A 16926-nucleotide genomic window follows, 5' to 3' on the forward strand; every position below is an offset into this window, starting at 1 on the left:
TAGCGCCAATGGTAGTGTGGATTCGTCCATGTGAGAGTAGGTCATCGTCAGCTCTCTATTCTGATTAGCCCCTTGATACTAACGTATCAAGGGGCTTTTTTTTGCCTGCGCGGTTTGCCTCTTTACAAACATTCGTTGTTTAAAATATTTTGCTTGCAGTCGGTAATCGCTCAAAATTTAGTATCTGAGAGTACTATTAGATTTGTCCATTGAGTTTCGTTAATCTATGCTTATTTTTGAATGGATTATTACCTTATATGCTCAAAATGATTTGACTTATATCATTATAGCTGCTAATTTTATATAGTATATTTATTGCAGATTTATTAGAAAGACGTTTTAACTTTGTAAATGATTAATTATTTCATCGACTTAGAGTGCTAAACGTAAGCTCTACTCCTCATCTCATAATTATCAAAAGGAATTGATAATGAAGCTAGCTCCTCTTTTTTCAATTGGTGCCTTGGCAGCGATCAGTCTTTTAGGCTGTTCTAACCAATCCGCTGATACTACTGATGGCTCATCAGCAACTTCTCAAGAAACTACTGTTTTACGCTTTTCTCACTTCTGGCCAGCAACATCATCTATTAGCACGGAGGTTTTTGAACCTTGGGCTAAACAAATAGAGACAGATTCTAATGGTCGCTTGAAAGTAGAATTGTATCCCTCAGCAGGTCTTGCTAAAGCAGATGTTACCTATGAATCTGCTGCAAAAGGTACGATCGATATCGGCTCACAGGCTCATGGCTATACTAACGGCCGCTTCCCTTTAACTCAAATTACTGAGCTCCCTGGATTATCAAATTCAGCCACTCAAATGGGTTGTATGCTCCAGACCCTTTATGATGATGGTACACTTGCTAGTGAATATGAAGATTCTCATCTCCTGTTTATGTATGGTGCTGGTCCTGGCGCACTTCATACCACTGACAAGCTAATTCGAACGCCTGAAGATATGAAAGGTATGCGTATCCGTCGTCCTTCAGCCGTGGCTGGTGATATCATCGAAAGCGCTGGCGCTTCACCGGTAGGTCTACCTGCTAATGATATGTATACCTCTTTACAGCGCGGAGTTGTGGATGGCTTGAGTTTCCCTTGGGAAGCAGTTACTGCTTTCAAAATCGATGAGATTACGAAATATCATACCAATATTCCTTTTTATAGTTCAGCGCTTATGGTGACGATGAACAAAGATAAATACGATAATTTGCCTGATGATCTAAAACAAGTCTTGGATAAAAACTCAGGGATGGCATTGGCTAATAAGGTCGGTGAAGTGTTTGATAAGCATGATCAGATGGCAATTCAGGCTGCCAAAGATAAGGGTGACGAAATTATCGAAATTCCTGATCCACTCAATGATCCAGATTGGAAAGGTCCGCTCGAAAGAGGAACGCAAAAATATCTAAAAGACGTTAATGCTTTAGGTTTGGATGCTGATAGTGTCTATGAAAAGGCCAAAGCTGCCAGTGCTGCCTGTAAGGTATAACCTATTGGAGGTGTCACATGGCATTTTTAGTCAAAATTAGTACCTTTATTTCTAGATTATGCCAATTTTTTGGTGGTGTCAGTCTTATTATTATTGTTCTAACCACCATGTTGGATGTGACGGCTCGTTATATATTCAAGCTCACTGGTGGTGAGTTTGGATTTACGGTCAAGGGTAGCGTGGAAATTGTGTCTTATTTCATGCTATTTTCCTTGCTTGCCGCCTTTGCCGCTTTCGTCGAACGCTCACAGATCATCGTTGATGTCTTTACCCAAAAGATGCCTCAAGCCGTTAAAGGCTACATGATGGGCATCTTTATGATGGGCTTTTTTGTCATTGGTATTGTGTTCTCATGGGGTCTCTATGAGAGCGCCATTGATGCCATAGAATACGGTAAAGTTACCCAAGATCTTCGATTATCAATGATGCCTATCTATGCATTTAGTGCATTCTTAAGTCTTTTACTCGCTATTCGCTCGTTAATCGAATCCATTAATATCTTTAAAACGGGCGAGTTCTTTGACGCCGAGGAGACAGGCGCATGAGTCCAGAAATTATTGGAGCTATTGGCTTAGTCGTCATGATCCTGCTTGTTGTCCTGCGAGTGCCAGTCGCACTTGCCATGTTGGGTGTGGGTTTGGTTGGTTTTGGAGCAGTGACTGCGCCAAGCGGTGCTTTACAGATGCTCAAAGACATTCCAGTAGATGTCTTGGCAAAATATGACTTTAGTGCTATTCCGTTATTTATTTTAATGGGAGTCTTTGCCACACATTCAGGTATGGCAGGAAAATTGTTTGAAGCTACCCGAACCATTTTTGGTGGAGTACGAGGGAGTCTTGGTATCGCGGGTATCGGATCATCTGGTATTTTTGCTTCTATTTCAGGCTCATCATTAGCTACTGCCTCTACCATGACGAAGGTTGCGTTGCCACAGATGGAGAAGTATGGTTATCAACCTGGTTTTGCTTGTGGTATTTTAGCAGCAGGTGGCACATTAGGTATTATGATTCCGCCTAGTATTGCGCTACTGGTTTATGCCATCCTAACTCAGCAGTCCGTTGGTGACATGTTTATTGCAGGCTTTTTGCCTGGTATGTTAGGGATGGTGATGTACTCAATCACTGTCATGATTATGGTACGCTGGAAACCGCATTTAGCGCGTCGTGGCGAGTCGACTACTTGGAAAGAGAAGCTCATATCGTTAACCGGTTTGATACCGTTTAGCTTTATTTTTATCGTGATTATTGCGGGTATTTTCTTTGGGTTATTCACTCCCACAGAAGGCGCAGCAGTCGGTGCATTTGTCTCTTGGGCTTACGCTTTTGTTAAAGGCATGCGTATGAAAGGCCTTAAGCAATCGCTGATTGAGACGCTCGCATTATCAGCAGTGGTCTTCTTTATGCTACTGGGTGCAGAAGCGTTGGGCTATTTTATCTCAGTGTCACGCTTGTCTTATACATTAGCGACTTGGATTGGTACGTTAGCAGTGAGTCCAATGGTCGTACTGATCTGTATCTTGATCATGTACTTCCTCCTAGGGTTGTTCATGGATGCTTTAGCGATGCTAGTGATTACCATTCCAGTGGTGTATCCAATCATTGTTGCTTTAGGCTTCGATCCAGTATGGTTTGGTATTATTGCCGTATTGACGGTAGAGCTTGGATTGATAACGCCGCCGATGGGAATGAATATTTTCGTGATTAAGGCAATGGCTCCGCATATCAAACTGTCCGATATGTTCCGCGGGGTAGCACCATTCATTGTTTCTGATGTGATTCGATTGGTTATTCTGGTCGCGTTTCCAGCGATATCTTTAGTGCTATTAAGTTAATTCCTACATAAAATAACACTGAAGCATTGTTGCGTACTATGTATAACGCTAGAATAAATGAGAGACATCGCTTTAAAGTATCATTTCTACGATAAGCTTGTCTTAAAACACTCATTTTAGAATCACATGGATGCGAGAAATATTATGACAATTGCCAAGAATATCGAGATCAGTAGTACCTCTGAAACCAGTTTTGAAGATGCTATTCAACAAGGTATTGAACGGATTTCTAAGACCGTTAATAATGTTGAAGGCGCTTGGATAAAAGAGCAAAAAGTAGGGGTTACTGATGGAAAAATCAGTAAATATCATGTCATTATGATTGTAAGTTTTGTCATTAATGATGGTGCTGATATTAGCTAAGTGTTGCTTGAAACCTAAAAAAGACTGCGATTGCAGTCTTTTTTTTGTCATAAAAAATATATATTGAGGATTGGTGTGATTAGCAGGAGTAGCCACACAGCTTGCCTATATATGTAGTAAAATAAAACGTTATCATTTTGAATATTTAGAATAGAAGTAAACATTTATGGCTGTCGATTTTAGTAACACGCTCATAGTCGCGATTTCTGCAACCGCGCTGTTTGATTTAGCAGAATCAGAAAATTATTTATTACAGCTATTAGAGCACCGGCCTGAAAGCGCTATAAAAGAGTTTCGTGACTATATGGCAGCGCGTGAAAACGAGCCATTAAATATTGGCGCGGGCTATCCGCTTATCAAAGCATTGCTAAATTTGAATCATTATTGTGAAGACGATACTGTACAGCTCCCTGATATTGAAGCGCCTTTGGTCGAAGTAGTGATTGTCTCGAAAAGCAGTCCAGATACGGGCATTCAAGTACTCAATGCCATTCGTGAAAATGGACTCAATATTTCTCGATCGGCATTTATATCGGGTAGTCCTGTTTCGCCTTATATCAGAGATTTTAATATCGATCTGTTTTTGACCACCAATCGTGAGGATGCGCAGCAAGTTGCTGATGCCAATATCTGCGCTTGTGCGATACTCGATGCGACGCCTGTTAATACTTATAAATTGGATACCAATCAGCTGCGTATCGCTTTTGATGGTGATGCCGTGCTGTTTGATGATTCAGGTGAGCTACTCTATAAGCAAAAAGGATTGCGTGCCTTTCATGATCGTGAAGCACAAATGCGTGACTTGCCAATTGAGAAAGGGCCTTATGCTGAATTATTAATTAAGCTATCGAACTTGCAAGAGCGTCTACCAGCAGGCCTTCAATATTCTCCCATAAAGATTGCGTTGGTGACGGCTCGCAATGCACCCGCTGACTTGCGTGCGATTAAGACATTGCGAGAGTGGGGCGTCAATGTTGATATGGCGTTTTTCTTAGGAGGTCTGGAAAAAACGGCTGTACTTAGGACGTTTGCGCCACATATCTTTTTTGATGACTCTATTAAGCATATCGATGCCGCGCGCAGTTTTGTTCCTACCGCCTTAGTGCCTTATCATTCAACGTCGTTACTGCATGCCAATAGTTATTTAGCAGCGGACAAAGATGCTTCATTATTATCATTTAAGCCGATACAGCAACCACTGTTTTCAGTGAACCATTAGGGTCTGTTGAATAAAATAAAATCAATAGGATAAAAGATTATATGAAGTGGCGGCAATTACTCACGTTGATATTAGTACGAATCAAGCAAGTTATCGGCTTATATGCTTTTGTCTTAGGGCCGATGTGGGGTATGTTTTTTCTTAATAAGTTTGCGCTGTTTGGACTGTGGAATATTTTTGGCATCGTGCCGCGTGCTCTTGATATCGGTAGCATGATTGGGGTGTTTGCTTCATGGACGATGCATGGCAATTTTTCACATTTGCTTGGCAATAGTGTAACTTTATTACAAATTCTATTTTTATTTGGGCTTTTTGAGAACAATGCTTATCGTACGATTGTTAAGCTCATTATCGCTTCGGGTTTGGTCACTTGGGTCATTGGCTCGCCGCTATCAATTCATATCGGGGCATCGGGGTTATGCTTCGCGATGCTTGGTTATATGATAGGGGGAGCTGTGTTCGCTCGGCGCTGGGGTTATTTAATCGCTTGTATCGTTATGGGGGCAGGGTATTGGCTCACTATCAAAGAAGGCTTAATGCCGCAAGAAGGTATCTCTTTTGCCGCCCATTTTGGTGGTTTATGTGCAGGGCTGCTGCTAGGTGCCAATTCTAAGCACACTTATACGACAACGTCTCATCATTGAAAAGCAAAGTAAATAAGGCAGTGTTTTCAGATTTTTTACTCGTTTAAAATACCGCCTTATCATCATATGTCTTTTTTAATACTTTACTGTTCTAAATCTCTCTCAATTCGTTAGCTTTGTTTATCAGTGCAAATACTGATAAATAGTGGATCATCTATTGCTAGGTCTCGCCATGCAGTCGTTTGCTTTACATGTTCATCAATTGATAGCGTATTGCCTTTCTCAGGTATCACGTAGTCTGCACGTGCAGGCATACTACAATCGATAACTTGAGGGACTGTCTCTACGGCTCTTCGTCTTTCAAATAAATATAAATTGAATAAATGTATATCTGGGTTATCTACTTGTACACTCGCATTTCCAATATCGGCAGCGATAAACCGTAATATTTGCGGCTTAGAATAAGACCATGGGCGGAACCACTCAGTACTTTTCGCTGTTTTGACGACTTCTACACCTTTTGGTAGCTTCTCCACTTGTTGACCATACCAGCTGTACTCCTGATTTATCTGAAATGCAAACATACCAATAGCAGCAAATAAGGGAATCAGCCATTTAGGGGCACGTTTGCCTGCCAGTTTGCTGAGGTGAGTTATGATAAGTGCTAGTCCAGCCATGCCAAATGCGGCAGCGATGGTAGCGATAAACTCAAAAAGCATAAAATATTCCTTAATGCGTTAGGTATGTTTAATTGAACTTATTGGATATAAGGAAGAATCTAAAATATCGTTATTATAGCGACCAGATAAAAAAATCACTCACAAGCAGTGACTGCCTGTGAGTGATATATTAACAGAAGATATATCCTCAGTTGCAAGCTTAGTGGTCGACGGCACCACCAGCGCCACGTGGAGAACGTACGCTCTCAACCAACTCTTGGATATGTGCTGGTGGTGGGGCAGTAGCATAAGATACGGCGAATGCTACGATGAAGTTAAGCAGCGCACCAACTGCACCAAATGATAATGGTGAGATACCAAATAACCAGTACTCTTCAGTATCAGGGAAGTTAGCAGTACCACTGATGAAGAACCAACCTTTGAACATAAAGATATAGACAAGGACGACGATTAAACCAGTCAACATACCTGCAATAGCGCCAAGATTGTTGATGCGTTTAGAGAAAATACCCATCATCAGCACAGGGAACAATGAAGAGGCCGCAATACCAAAGGCTAAGGCAACAACCTGCGCAGCAAACCCTGGTGGGTTAATACCTAAGTAGGTCGCAACAACAATCGCCACACCCATCGTAATACGAGCATATTTTAGCTCTTGTTTATCAGTGATATTTGGGTTTAGGTTACGTTTGATTAAGTCATGACTAATCGCTGATGAAATAGCAAGCAGAAGTCCAGCTGCTGTTGATAGTGCTGCTGCCAAACCACCTGCCGCGATAAGACCAATAACCCATGATGGCAGATTCGCGATTTCTGGGTTAGCAAGTACTAAGATATCAGCGTTTACATCAAGCTCGTTACCTGCCCATCCGGCATCAGCAAAACGACCATCAAGCTCTGCATCATGTGCAATGCGAGCTTTTTCTACCGCTGCAGTTGCGGTAGCAACATCGCCACCGTCAGCTTCAGCCGTATTAAGGGCTATTTGCGCGGCACCAAGTCCACTGTCGCTATATAACTGGATACGACCATCATTATTTAGATCGTTATACTTAATGAGACCGGTCTCTTCCCATGTTTTCATCCAGTCAGGACGCTCATTATTAAGAATAGGTTGATTTTCAACACCTTGTGGATAGATAGTATCTACTAAGTTTAAGCGTGCCATCGCACCAACGGCAGGCGCTGTGAAGTACAGTAGCGAGATGAATACTAGTGTCCAACCTGCTGTCCAACGTGCATCTGCCACTTTAGGAACTGTAAAAAAGCGAATGATAACGTGTGGTAGACCTGCGGTACCGATCATAAGCGTCAAGGTAAATAGCACCATGTTTAGCTTGTTAGGCACATCAGCAGTATAGGATGCAAAACCTAAGTCAGTAACCACTTGATTCAGCTTGGTCAAAATAGGAACACCTGATTCAACATGATTTGAGAACAAACCAAGACCTGGAATAGGGTTACCCGTTAATTCAAGTGAGATGAAAACCGCAGGAATGGTATAAGCAATCATTAGAACGACATACTGTGCAACCTGCGTGTAAGTAATCCCTTTCATACCGCCTAATACCGCGTAAAAGAATACAACGACTGCTGCGATAATCAGACCAGTGGTACTTTCAACTTCTAAGAAGCGCGAGAATGCAACACCAGCACCGGTCATCTGACCGATAACGTAAGTGGTCGATGCGGTAATCAAACACACCACAGCAATCATAGCTGCCGTCTTGGAATAAAAGCGATCACCAATGAAATCAGGAACGGTGAACTTACCAAATTTACGTAAGTAAGGGGCTAAGAGCATCGCGAGTAGAACATAACCGCCTGTCCAACCCATCAAATAGGTGGAAGCGCCATAACCACCAGCAGCAATAAGACCTGCCATTGAGATAAATGACGCTGCACTCATCCAGTCAGCAGCGGTTGCCATACCGTTAACGACTGGATGGACACCGCCGCCTGCAACATAAAATTCACTGGTCGAACCAGCACGGGCCCAAATCGCGATACCGAAATACAGAGCGAAGGATAGACCCACAAATATAAGATTAACTACAAATTGACTCATGGGGCTATTCCTCGTCTACGCCATATTGTTTATCTAACTTATTCATACGCCATGCGTAAAAGAAAATCAGAATAATAAACACCCCGATGGATCCTTGTTGGGCAAACCAAAAGCCCAAGTCAGTACCACCGATCTTGATACCAGCTAAGAGGGGACGTAATAAGATAGCAAAGCCGTATGAGCATAGTGCCCAAATAACTAGGCTACCTACGATGAGACGGATATTGGCACGCCAATAACCGGATGGATCGTTATGATTTTCCATAGGACAACTCCTTTTGTCTTACCTAAAAAATACCAACAATATAAAAAAGACAGTGGTTATTTCTTATCAAAAAAATCAATATAAAAAATAGACACGTACTGCTTTATATAATGAAAACGATGACGCGCAATAGTATGTTTATTTATTGGTGGTTTTTTACTTAAAATAAAAGCAACTATTCTTGTAGGCATCACATTGATTGAAATCATTGATCTAAACCATCGAATGGTAAAAACAGCATTTCTTGAGGAAGGCAGAAAGGGTGGACTATCCAGTGTCTTTTTTGCAATCTCGTCTTCCTGACAAGAGTTTTAATGTTTTGAGCACTCTAACTCTTTGTGCTGACTGGTAATTATAAAAGCAGCACAAATAGATATGAAATTCATCTTAGCACGATTCAATAAATATCATTGCAAACAACTGAGCATAAATTATGGGGAATATACTGATAATTAGTTTGGTTACTATTATAAAAACGATATTACTGAAATTGCACGAAAAATGTTCAGTGTATGCAGCTAAATTATTGTTTATATATATTCTATATAATATGAGATACAAGCATTATTTATTTTAGAAATAAATATATAAAACGGATAACCAAACGTGATACTCGCAAGTCATTTAATATCTATATCATGCACAGGATGTTTTAGTATCAGACATTTTGTCCATAACCTTGTGAGGTTTTGAATCGTTAAAATATGATATTAATATAAAATTTAAGTAACGTATATAAAGAATGAGTAGGGAGTCCATATGAACGAAGGGATAGTAAGTTGGTTTAATAACATCGTAAATTATGGTGTCAGTATTATCTGGGGTAACAATGACTGGTTAATTGCGAGCAATCCTTGGTATGGATTACTGATGTTCGTGCTGATTGGCGCAGGTCTTTATTTTACCGTGGCCACACGTTTTATACAGTTTCGCCACTTTGGTCACATGTGGCAGCTGTTACGTGTCTCAAACCAAGGGCGCAAAGATGGTGGTATCAGCTCGTTTGAGGCACTGATGACCTCACTCGCGGCGCGCGTTGGTACGGGTAACTTGGCAGGGGTCGCGATTGCCATTTATCTCGGTGGTCCGGGGGCTGTTTTTTGGATGTGGATGACAGCGATAGTCGGCATGTCGACCAGCTTTATTGAGTCAACTTTGGCGCAAGCATACAAGGTGCCGCATAACGATAACGTTTACCGCGGTGGACCAGCTTACTATATTGAAAAAGGTCTGGGTAAACGCTGGCTAGCGATATTTTTCTCGTTATGTTTGCTGGTGGCTTTTGGTTTGGCGTTCAATGGCGTGCAATCAAATACCATTGCTCAAGCAACCAATGAAGCCTTTGGTATCCCAACATGGATGACAGGCTTAATATTAGTAGTACTGGTGGCGCCAGTGGTGTTTGGTGGTTTACGCTCAGTGGCTCGTATCGCGGGTAAAATTGTGCCGGTGATGGCGATTTTATATATCTTATTGGCGCTATTCATTATCGTTACTAACTTTAGCCAATTCCCCGCAGCGATTGCGTTAATTGTAAAATCCGCCTTTGGTTTTGAGCAGGCAGCGGGCGGGGTCATCGGCTACGGTATTGCTCAGGCGATGATTAACGGTATCAAGCGTGGTTTGTTTTCTAACGAAGCAGGTATGGGGTCAGCCCCGAATGCGGCGGCAACAGCAAAAAGTCATCCTGACCATCCAGCAGTGCAAGGATTTATGCAAATGCTGGGCGTATTTATGGACACGCTGATTATTTGTACTGCCACCGCATCGATTATTATCTTATCGGGTGTGGTTGACCCGAACGTTGAGCAAGAAGGTATTCAGCTTACGCAGTTGGCGTTGTCCCAGTATGTTGGTGATTTGGGTGTGGTCTTCGTCGCGATTGCTATTTTCTTTTTCTCATTTACGTCCATTATTGCCAATTATAGCTACGGTGAATCAAATCTTGAGTTTATCTCTGGTGCCAAAAACGCCAAAGTGATGATTATGATTTTCCGTTTTATGGTGTTGGGTATGGTCTTTGTCGGTGCGATTGCTAGTTTGCCTGCCATCTGGAACTTCGCTGATTTGTCGATGGGTCTGATGGCCTTGGTCAACTTAGTGGCGATTTTGCTTTTGTCTCCAGTAGCACTTAGAATTTTGCGTGACTACGAGCGTCAGATTAAAGAGGGCAAAACTGGGGATCAGATTAAGTTCAATCCTGATGACTTTGTGAAGTTAAAAGACGAAGCCAATCGTGATGCCTGGACGGATTAAGTTGACAGATTAGTTGTGATTGTTAAATAAAGTGTATGAGTACAAAAAAACCGCCCTTATTATTAAGAGCGGTTTTTTATTGATTTCTATTTATCTCAATCATGACTTACATGTTTGGATAGTTAGGACCGCCGCCACCTTCGGGCGTCACCCAAGTAATGTTCTGCGAAGGATCTTTGATGTCACAGGTTTTACAATGTACGCAGTTTTGCGCATTGATAACAAACTTAGCACCTTCCGCATCTTTGACCACTTCATAGACACCCGCTGGGCAGTACAAACGTGCTGGCTCAGCATATAGGGGTAAGTTGATTGAAATAGGCACCGTTTGATCGGTGAGTTTCAAATGCGTTGGTTGATCTTCGGTATGGTTGGTGTTAGAGATAAATACCGACGACAACTTGTCAAATATCAGCTTGCCATCAGGCTTGAGGTAGGTTGGCTGATAAGCGTGGTTGGCACGCTCTAGCTGATCGTAATCTGGAAGGTTATCGTGCAAGGTAAATGGCATTTTACCTTTCAATAAATTGTGCTCGATAAAGGTAAACGCTCCACCCATAAACAGACCCATACGATGTATCGCAGGTGAGAAGTTGCGCGACTCGTAGTTATCTTTATACAACCATGACTCTTTATACATGGTGGTATAAGCAATCACTTCATCGTGCTGACGATCTGCTTGTAATGCTTCAAAAATAGCTTCGGCTGCCAGCATGCCTGACTTCATCGACGTGTGCGTACCTTTGATTTTTGCTGGGTTCAAGAATCCAGCATCATCACCGACCAATACACCACCTGGGAAGGTGAATTTTGGTAGTGAGTTTAAGCCACCTTTAGTCAAAGCACGAGCACCGTAAGAAATGCGCTTACCACCTTCGAGTACATTTTTAATGACAGGATGCGTCTTTAGGCGCTGCATTTCATCGAATGGTGACATGTATGGATTGTGATAGGACAGATCTGCGACGAGACCAAAACTGACTTGGTTGTTTTCGTCGAAGTATAACCACCACCCACCAGTAGAGCCTGTTTCGGTCAATGGCCAGCCAAGTCCGTGCATGACCACGCCTTGCTCGTGTTTCTCTGGGACAACTTCCCACAATTCTTTTAGACCAATACCGTAATGCTGAGGATCTGAGTCTTTATCAAGATCAAAACGGCTGATTAAGCGCTTGCCTAGATGACCACGGCTACCTTCGGCAAAAATAGTGTATTTGGCAAGCAGCTCGTAACCGGGTTCAAAGCTTGGCTTGGCTTCGCCATTGGCGGCGACACCCATATCACCAGTTAGGATACCGCGTACCGAACCATCGTCGTTATACAAAATATCATCAGCTGGGAAGCCTGGGAACATCATGACTTCTAGCTCTTCAGCTTGTACTGCTAACCAACGAACCACATTACCTAGCGAGACAATATAGTTACCGTCATTGTGCATCGGCGCTGGAATCAACGGATCAGGCACTTTAGTAGAGCGGGTGGCTGAATTTAAGTAGTAGAAGCGATCTTCGGTGGCTGGTACGTTTAGCGGTGCGCCTTTTTCTTTCCAGTCTGGTATCAGCTCATTTAAAGCACGAGGCTCGATAACAGCGCCAGATAAGGTATGAGCACCGAATTCAGAGCCTTTTTCGACCACACAAACCATAAATTCATCGTTGCCAGCTTTAATAGCGAGCTGACGCAGACGAATCGCAGCAGATAGACCAGCAGGTCCGCCGCCAACGATAATAACGTCAAATTCCATGGATTCGCGCTCAATCTCAGGCTCTGCCGCGACAAGTTCTACTACTGGCTCAGGCGTTTTTTCGACCGCTACTTTCTCAGCAGGCTCTTTATCCATGGCGACCGTTTCGATTGCTTTTTCTGTCGCAGTTTCATTGGTCTCTGCTTTATCAAGGTCGGCGGTTTCGACAGCAACTTCTTCAGCTGGTGCTTCTTTGGTCAGCGTCGTTGACTCTGGTGTTGTGGTGTCTGGCTTGGCCGTATCTGTCGCGACTGGTGCATCAGTGCGAACGCTATCACCGTCGACGACTGGCTTTTGATTGTCTTGCTCTTGCATACCTACTCCTAAACTTTTAGTGGCTTATCTCAGGGCATCATTAGCTTAACAATTGCATAATAAGGCTTGCGGCGCTAATTTCACTCAGACATATGGCTGCTCGACAGAAACTGTCTTTGCGGCATCAATTGACAACGTTGCTAGTAAACTAAACCTAGTAGTTAAACCCAGTTAATGAAAAACTATTAACACATCACCTAAAATGTGTCGTTAATACAACGCTCACTTGACTGTTTCAATAAAAAATCGTTACTCATTATAAAAGAAAAGTCCTATAAACACGATACGCATTTACGAGTATCAGTGTTAAGGTGAAATTCATGTAGCAAAGGTATAATGTTGATATGGTCTCATCATACCCGAAACTAAAATTTATAGTAATAACAGATTTGCCAAACTTTAATTACTAGGTAAAGGATGAACTGATGAGTAATGACAATAGTAAGATAGATAATAATACACAAAGTAGCGCTAATAGCCCACAGAACATGGCATCCAACCAAAATCCGATGAAAGCACTTAACCAGTATTTAAAGTCTGCCGCAGGCACACGCGAGGGAAGAGCGATACCACCACTGGAAAAATGGCACCCTGAACAAGTGGATGATATGGATTTGGTGATTAAAGCCAACGGTGAGTGGTGGCATGAAGGCGGACAAATGACCAGAGAGTCATTGGTGAGCTTATTTGCCACTATCTTATGGAAAGAAGAAAATAATGGCGTAGCAGAGTATTTTTTAAAGACACCCGTACAAAAACTTCGCATTCAGGTAGAAGATGCACCATTATTGATTAATGATGTCGGTATCGTCGATGAAGCTAATAATAGCTGGCTAGAATTTACTACAACGACTGGTGATGTGGTACGTTTAGATGACGAGCATCCAATTACTTTACGGGCTTATAGCCTTGATTGCACTACTGACGACCAATCTGACGTGCAAGTAAGACCTTATATGCCAGTCAGAAACGGCTTGACTGCATTAATTGGTCGTAATGTTTTTTATCATTTGACTGAAATCGGCGAGCTGACAGAGCAAAGGGGTGAGACGATACTAACCTTGCAAAGTGGTGGTCGGTCTTACGAGCTTTCTATGCCAACTGGCTAATTATTACTAAGTCTTATTTATTATTGCGATAAGCTGCCTTTCTACTTATATTAAGAGTAGTATTCTACATTAAGAGTAATGTTTTATATTAAGCGTAACATTTGAAAATTGCTATCAAAATGAAGGTATCGATATGAAGACAGCGGTAGCGTACCGATGAATATTGCTGCAACCAATCTGTTAAACGTAGTTGAGAGGTCATCTATTTCTGTTGAAAAGCGAGATTTTCAAAAATCTGTTATTGATACTGCTAAAAATGCCACTTCGGTTAGCCAAGCTATGATTAATAAAGAGCGCAACGCCCCGATTGGCTTATTTGATTCTGGTATAGGTGGTCTGTCTGTCTATCTGCATTTAGCTCAGCAACTGCCTGCCGAGCGTTATATTTATTATGCAGACACCTTGCATGTGCCGTATGGCAATCGTGATAGTGAAGATATCGAAGCATTGACCCTGACAGCAGTAGAGTGGCTGTATCAGCAGGGCTGCAAGCTCATTGTGATTGCCTGCAACAGTGCTTCTGCCTATGCTTTAGAGACAGCTAGACGATATTATCCGCAGTTGCCTATTGTCGGTTTGGTACCAGCGCTCAAGCCAGCAGTGTTGGCCAGTAAGAGCAATCACGTTGCTGTATTGGCTACCAAAGCAACTTTGAATGGCATGTTACTGAATGAAGTCATTACTGCTATTGCCAGTCCTAATCATACACTAGTGACCAAATATTTCGACCCACAGTTGGTGCCTTGGGTCGAGGCAGGTATGCCAGAGAATTGTGAGACTGCAGAGCGGTTACGGCAGCAGCTACAGATATTTGCACAAGATGGAGTGGATCAGTTGGTACTAGGCTGTACCCATTATCCATTTTTTAAAGCATTCTTGTTGGATGAGATTGCGCAGCAACAGCTATCGATACAAGTGGTAGATTCAGGACAAGCGATCGCTGAGCGGGTCAAGCAACTCTTGGTTGCAAACCAGTTGTCTGCCTTACTTGATAGTAGCGCGAAAAATAATGGTATACAAGGTAGGGAGATGGGTAAAAAAAATCGACCTCCGTTGACTTTTTATGCGACCAAATATGATGATAAGTTGGTTATGCTAATACAGCGCTTACTGGGTAAAGAGACGTGCTTACAGTACTATGCTCAGTAAGCGTTGACATTGATAGGCGAAGACAAAACTGTTTATAACCATCTCGCTATATCTGTATTAGACAGCATAGACCTGATTATAAAATAAGCTGAGCGTACCTACATAGGATTATGCTGGGCTGTGCAAGACATGATATTTGTGCTATTTTTACGTTCATATTTATTCCTGTCATCCCCCAAGCGCAGAGGTTATTTTGCCAAACCGTCGTTATCACATTCATGTCATATGCGCTGACAACGATCAGTTGCTAGTGCTGGACAGTTTGGCGGTTTTTTTTCAGGCGCGCGCATTTCTAACCTACGATGTCTCCAGCAAATTACCAAAGGCCTCGTTATATGGCCGCCAATGTATCGATGCGTGCGATTATGCGTTAATGGTGGTCGGGGATAGCTACGGCACAGTACAAAATACTGGTGTCAGTCAAATGCATTTAAGCTATTTGAATGCCAAAGCCAAACTCAAACCCTTACTAATATTAGTCAAAAAGCATCACCAGGGTGCAGATATCAGTCGGCAGTTGCAAGAGTTTATCAACACAGTCACCCAGCAAGCCAAGCATGTACATTATTATGATGCGGATACAGATATCGAGCAACTGCTTATCCAGGCCTACCATAATATGGTGATTCACTATAGTGTAAAAGACGTGTGGTTAAAGGTCAGCGAAGAATCGATAAGATTAATCAAACAAGCTTCACCTGATTCGATAATCTCTCGGCCTCCTATGAATACGCCGCTGAAACAAAATAGCGGTGTTGTCGACGGAGGTGTTGCGGATAATGTCAGTAAGCCGATCGTCTTAACAGATACTTTTTCTATTCAGTATAGCGCGCAAGCCTATGCCGGTGGCAACTTGACAGATGTCACTAGATCGATGACATTAAGTTGGCAGGAGGTATTGTGCACGCTGATGAAAATACCTGCAACTTTCTCAAGTTACGGTTTACAAAGTGCCATGAATCGTCTCATCGCCTCCAAGGCTGAGCATGACATCAAGCAAGAGATGCCCAATGTCCACGCCGTAGCACGCTGTCAAATCGCCCAAAAGGATCTGAACCATTTGCAACGCCAGCTAGTCGCAGCCAACTGGATACAGTTAACGACTTATGGTACGCGGGTCTCGCAAGAATTGTGGAAATTGACTTTCTATGCTCAAAACCTATTAAAAAATAAACAACCCGCCATTCGGACTCAGTAATGGTCATTAAAAGCTTTAATCAATGGCATGGTAAAGATTGTCAACGGATTTCCTGTGCTTCCTACTACGTTTTGTAATACAAAGCATACGCGTCAACGGTTGTGAATCTAGCCAAGACTCTTGATAATAAAGCTCATCAACGTAAAAAATATTTTATGATATTGGTTATTGGAACAATAGTTATTGAGATAATAACTGAGATGAAAACAATTCAAATGGTGTACTAGCCTATATAAACTTATCTAGCGTAAAAACGACAAACATAAAAGCGTATAATAATATTGACTGATTAAGGAGCACTATCATGAGTAATGATAAACATGACGAGTTAAGAAAAGAGATTGATGGTCTAGAGAAAACCATGCACGCTGCTGAACAGTATCACACGCTAGAAGAGCAAGTGGCTGATATGAAGCGCCGTGGCATCGACCCTAGTAAAGCCTATAAAGATTGGGACAAAAAACAGGAAGACGAAGATTGGGGCAACGATACTTGGAAAGAAAATGGTAAATGGGAGCCGAAGACGCCTGCGGATCTGGATGATAAAGCCCGTGAAAATTGGGATGGTGATAATGGTAAACCCAATCCACCACCGATCGTATAAATAATTTTAGTAGATAATCGACCTCTATAGATAATCGATTGATCAAAAAAAA

At 42.2% G+C, this 16926-nt stretch carries 15 protein-coding genes; 11 read left to right on the plus strand and 4 right to left on the minus strand.

Annotated elements, in window-relative coordinates; translation table 11 throughout:
• The first annotated feature begins 430 nt into the window (after positions 1 to 430).
• The 6 genes from IE130_RS12825 to IE130_RS12850 all read left to right on the plus strand — a co-directional run bounded on the left by IE130_RS12825 (position 431) and on the right by IE130_RS12850 (position 5546).
• Entirely contained in the window at positions 431 to 1489 is a 1059-nt protein-coding gene (locus IE130_RS12825) for a TRAP transporter substrate-binding protein (protein ID WP_189586626.1), read from the plus strand.
• A gap of 17 nt (positions 1490 to 1506) precedes the next feature.
• Positions 1507 to 2034: a TRAP transporter small permease gene (locus IE130_RS12830; RefSeq protein ID WP_010197787.1), complete on the plus strand. Its 528-nt coding sequence runs from the start codon at positions 1507 to 1509 to the stop codon at positions 2032 to 2034.
• Positions 2031 to 3320, plus strand: coding sequence for a TRAP transporter large permease (locus IE130_RS12835; RefSeq protein WP_189586629.1), 1290 nt, complete (start codon positions 2031 to 2033; stop codon positions 3318 to 3320). The genes IE130_RS12830 and IE130_RS12835 overlap by 4 nt, the downstream gene beginning before the upstream one ends.
• Before the next feature lie 144 nt (positions 3321 to 3464).
• The gene (locus IE130_RS12840; protein ID WP_010197784.1) at positions 3465 to 3683 is read left to right on the plus strand and encodes a dodecin family protein; all 219 of its coding nucleotides are present in this window, start codon (positions 3465 to 3467) and stop codon (positions 3681 to 3683) included.
• 166 nt (positions 3684 to 3849) lie between these two features.
• The gene (locus tag IE130_RS12845) at positions 3850 to 4902 is read left to right on the plus strand and encodes a 5'-nucleotidase (protein ID WP_189586633.1); all 1053 of its coding nucleotides are present in this window, start codon (positions 3850 to 3852) and stop codon (positions 4900 to 4902) included.
• A 41-nt stretch (positions 4903 to 4943) separates the two neighbouring features.
• Entirely contained in the window at positions 4944 to 5546 is a 603-nt protein-coding gene (locus IE130_RS12850) for a rhomboid family intramembrane serine protease (protein ID WP_189586636.1), read from the plus strand.
• A gap of 110 nt (positions 5547 to 5656) precedes the next feature.
• Here the strand turns inward: IE130_RS12850 and IE130_RS12855 are convergent, their stop codons facing one another.
• From IE130_RS12855 to IE130_RS12865, 3 genes are all read right to left on the minus strand, one after another.
• Positions 5657 to 6205 carry a hypothetical protein gene (locus IE130_RS12855; RefSeq protein WP_189586639.1) on the minus strand — a complete coding sequence of 183 codons (549 nt, stop codon included), beginning with the start codon at positions 6203 to 6205 and terminating at the stop codon, positions 5657 to 5659.
• A gap of 160 nt (positions 6206 to 6365) precedes the next feature.
• Entirely contained in the window at positions 6366 to 8234 is a 1869-nt protein-coding gene (locus IE130_RS12860; RefSeq protein ID WP_189586642.1) for a sodium:solute symporter family protein, read from the minus strand.
• Between the two features lie 4 nt (positions 8235 to 8238).
• Positions 8239 to 8499: a DUF4212 domain-containing protein gene (locus IE130_RS12865; protein WP_010197775.1), complete on the minus strand. Its 261-nt coding sequence runs from the start codon at positions 8497 to 8499 to the stop codon at positions 8239 to 8241.
• 759 nt (positions 8500 to 9258) lie between these two features.
• Here IE130_RS12865 and IE130_RS12870 point away from each other — a divergent pair.
• Positions 9259 to 10755 (plus strand): alanine/glycine:cation symporter family protein, encoded by a 1497-nt coding sequence (locus IE130_RS12870; protein ID WP_189586645.1) that lies wholly within the window; start codon positions 9259 to 9261, stop codon positions 10753 to 10755.
• Positions 10756 to 10861: 106 nt separating this feature from the next.
• On the opposite strand, the gene IE130_RS12875 is transcribed toward IE130_RS12870, so the two are convergent.
• Positions 10862 to 12499: an electron transfer flavoprotein-ubiquinone oxidoreductase gene (locus tag IE130_RS12875; RefSeq protein ID WP_189586788.1), complete on the minus strand. Its 1638-nt coding sequence runs from the start codon at positions 12497 to 12499 to the stop codon at positions 10862 to 10864.
• 740 nt (positions 12500 to 13239) lie between these two features.
• On the opposite strand from IE130_RS12875, the gene IE130_RS12880 reads away from it, so the two are divergent.
• The 4 genes from IE130_RS12880 to IE130_RS12895 all read left to right on the plus strand — a co-directional run bounded on the left by IE130_RS12880 (position 13240) and on the right by IE130_RS12895 (position 16874).
• Positions 13240 to 13923: a DUF1285 domain-containing protein gene (locus IE130_RS12880; RefSeq protein WP_189586648.1), complete on the plus strand. Its 684-nt coding sequence runs from the start codon at positions 13240 to 13242 to the stop codon at positions 13921 to 13923.
• A gap of 156 nt (positions 13924 to 14079) precedes the next feature.
• On the plus strand, positions 14080 to 15072 hold the full coding sequence (murI, locus tag IE130_RS12885; RefSeq protein WP_189586651.1) for a glutamate racemase: 993 nt from the start codon (positions 14080 to 14082) through the stop codon (positions 15070 to 15072).
• Positions 15073 to 15265: 193 nt separating this feature from the next.
• Complete coding sequence (locus IE130_RS12890; RefSeq protein WP_189586654.1) at positions 15266 to 16270, plus strand: DUF4062 domain-containing protein; 1005 nt, start codon at positions 15266 to 15268, stop codon at positions 16268 to 16270.
• 304 nt (positions 16271 to 16574) lie between these two features.
• A complete protein-coding gene (locus IE130_RS12895; RefSeq protein WP_189586657.1) occupies positions 16575 to 16874 on the plus strand; it encodes a hypothetical protein in 300 nt (99 codons plus the stop codon).
• Positions 16875 to 16926 lie beyond the last annotated feature (52 nt).

This window comes from Psychrobacter glaciei, assembly GCF_014652895.1.
GTDB lineage: Bacteria > Pseudomonadota > Gammaproteobacteria > Pseudomonadales > Moraxellaceae > Psychrobacter > Psychrobacter glaciei.

What these genes read in the sequence shown, in the direction of transcription:
- IE130_RS12825 (WP_189586626.1), top strand. Translation starts at nt 431, where the DNA reads ATGAAGCTAGCTCCTCTTTTTTCAATTGGTGCCTTGGCAGCGATCAGT.
- IE130_RS12830 (WP_010197787.1), top strand. Translation starts at nt 1,507, where the DNA reads ATGGCATTTTTAGTCAAAATTAGTACCTTTATTTCTAGATTATGCCAA.
- IE130_RS12835 (WP_189586629.1), top strand. Translation starts at nt 2,031, where the DNA reads ATGAGTCCAGAAATTATTGGAGCTATTGGCTTAGTCGTCATGATCCTG.
- IE130_RS12840 (WP_010197784.1), top strand. Translation starts at nt 3,465, where the DNA reads ATGACAATTGCCAAGAATATCGAGATCAGTAGTACCTCTGAAACCAGT.
- IE130_RS12845 (WP_189586633.1), top strand. Translation starts at nt 3,850, where the DNA reads ATGGCTGTCGATTTTAGTAACACGCTCATAGTCGCGATTTCTGCAACC.
- IE130_RS12850 (WP_189586636.1), top strand. Translation starts at nt 4,944, where the DNA reads ATGAAGTGGCGGCAATTACTCACGTTGATATTAGTACGAATCAAGCAA.
- IE130_RS12855 (WP_189586639.1), bottom strand. Translation starts at nt 6,205, where the DNA reads ATGCTTTTTGAGTTTATCGCTACCATCGCTGCCGCATTTGGCATGGCT.
- IE130_RS12860 (WP_189586642.1), bottom strand. Translation starts at nt 8,234, where the DNA reads ATGAGTCAATTTGTAGTTAATCTTATATTTGTGGGTCTATCCTTCGCT.
- IE130_RS12865 (WP_010197775.1), bottom strand. Translation starts at nt 8,499, where the DNA reads ATGGAAAATCATAACGATCCATCCGGTTATTGGCGTGCCAATATCCGT.
- IE130_RS12870 (WP_189586645.1), top strand. Translation starts at nt 9,259, where the DNA reads ATGAACGAAGGGATAGTAAGTTGGTTTAATAACATCGTAAATTATGGT.
- IE130_RS12875 (WP_189586788.1), bottom strand. Translation starts at nt 12,499, where the DNA reads ATGGAATTTGACGTTATTATCGTTGGCGGCGGACCTGCTGGTCTATCT.
- IE130_RS12880 (WP_189586648.1), top strand. Translation starts at nt 13,240, where the DNA reads ATGAGTAATGACAATAGTAAGATAGATAATAATACACAAAGTAGCGCT.
- murI (WP_189586651.1), top strand. Translation starts at nt 14,080, where the DNA reads ATGAATATTGCTGCAACCAATCTGTTAAACGTAGTTGAGAGGTCATCT.
- IE130_RS12895 (WP_189586657.1), top strand. Translation starts at nt 16,575, where the DNA reads ATGAGTAATGATAAACATGACGAGTTAAGAAAAGAGATTGATGGTCTA.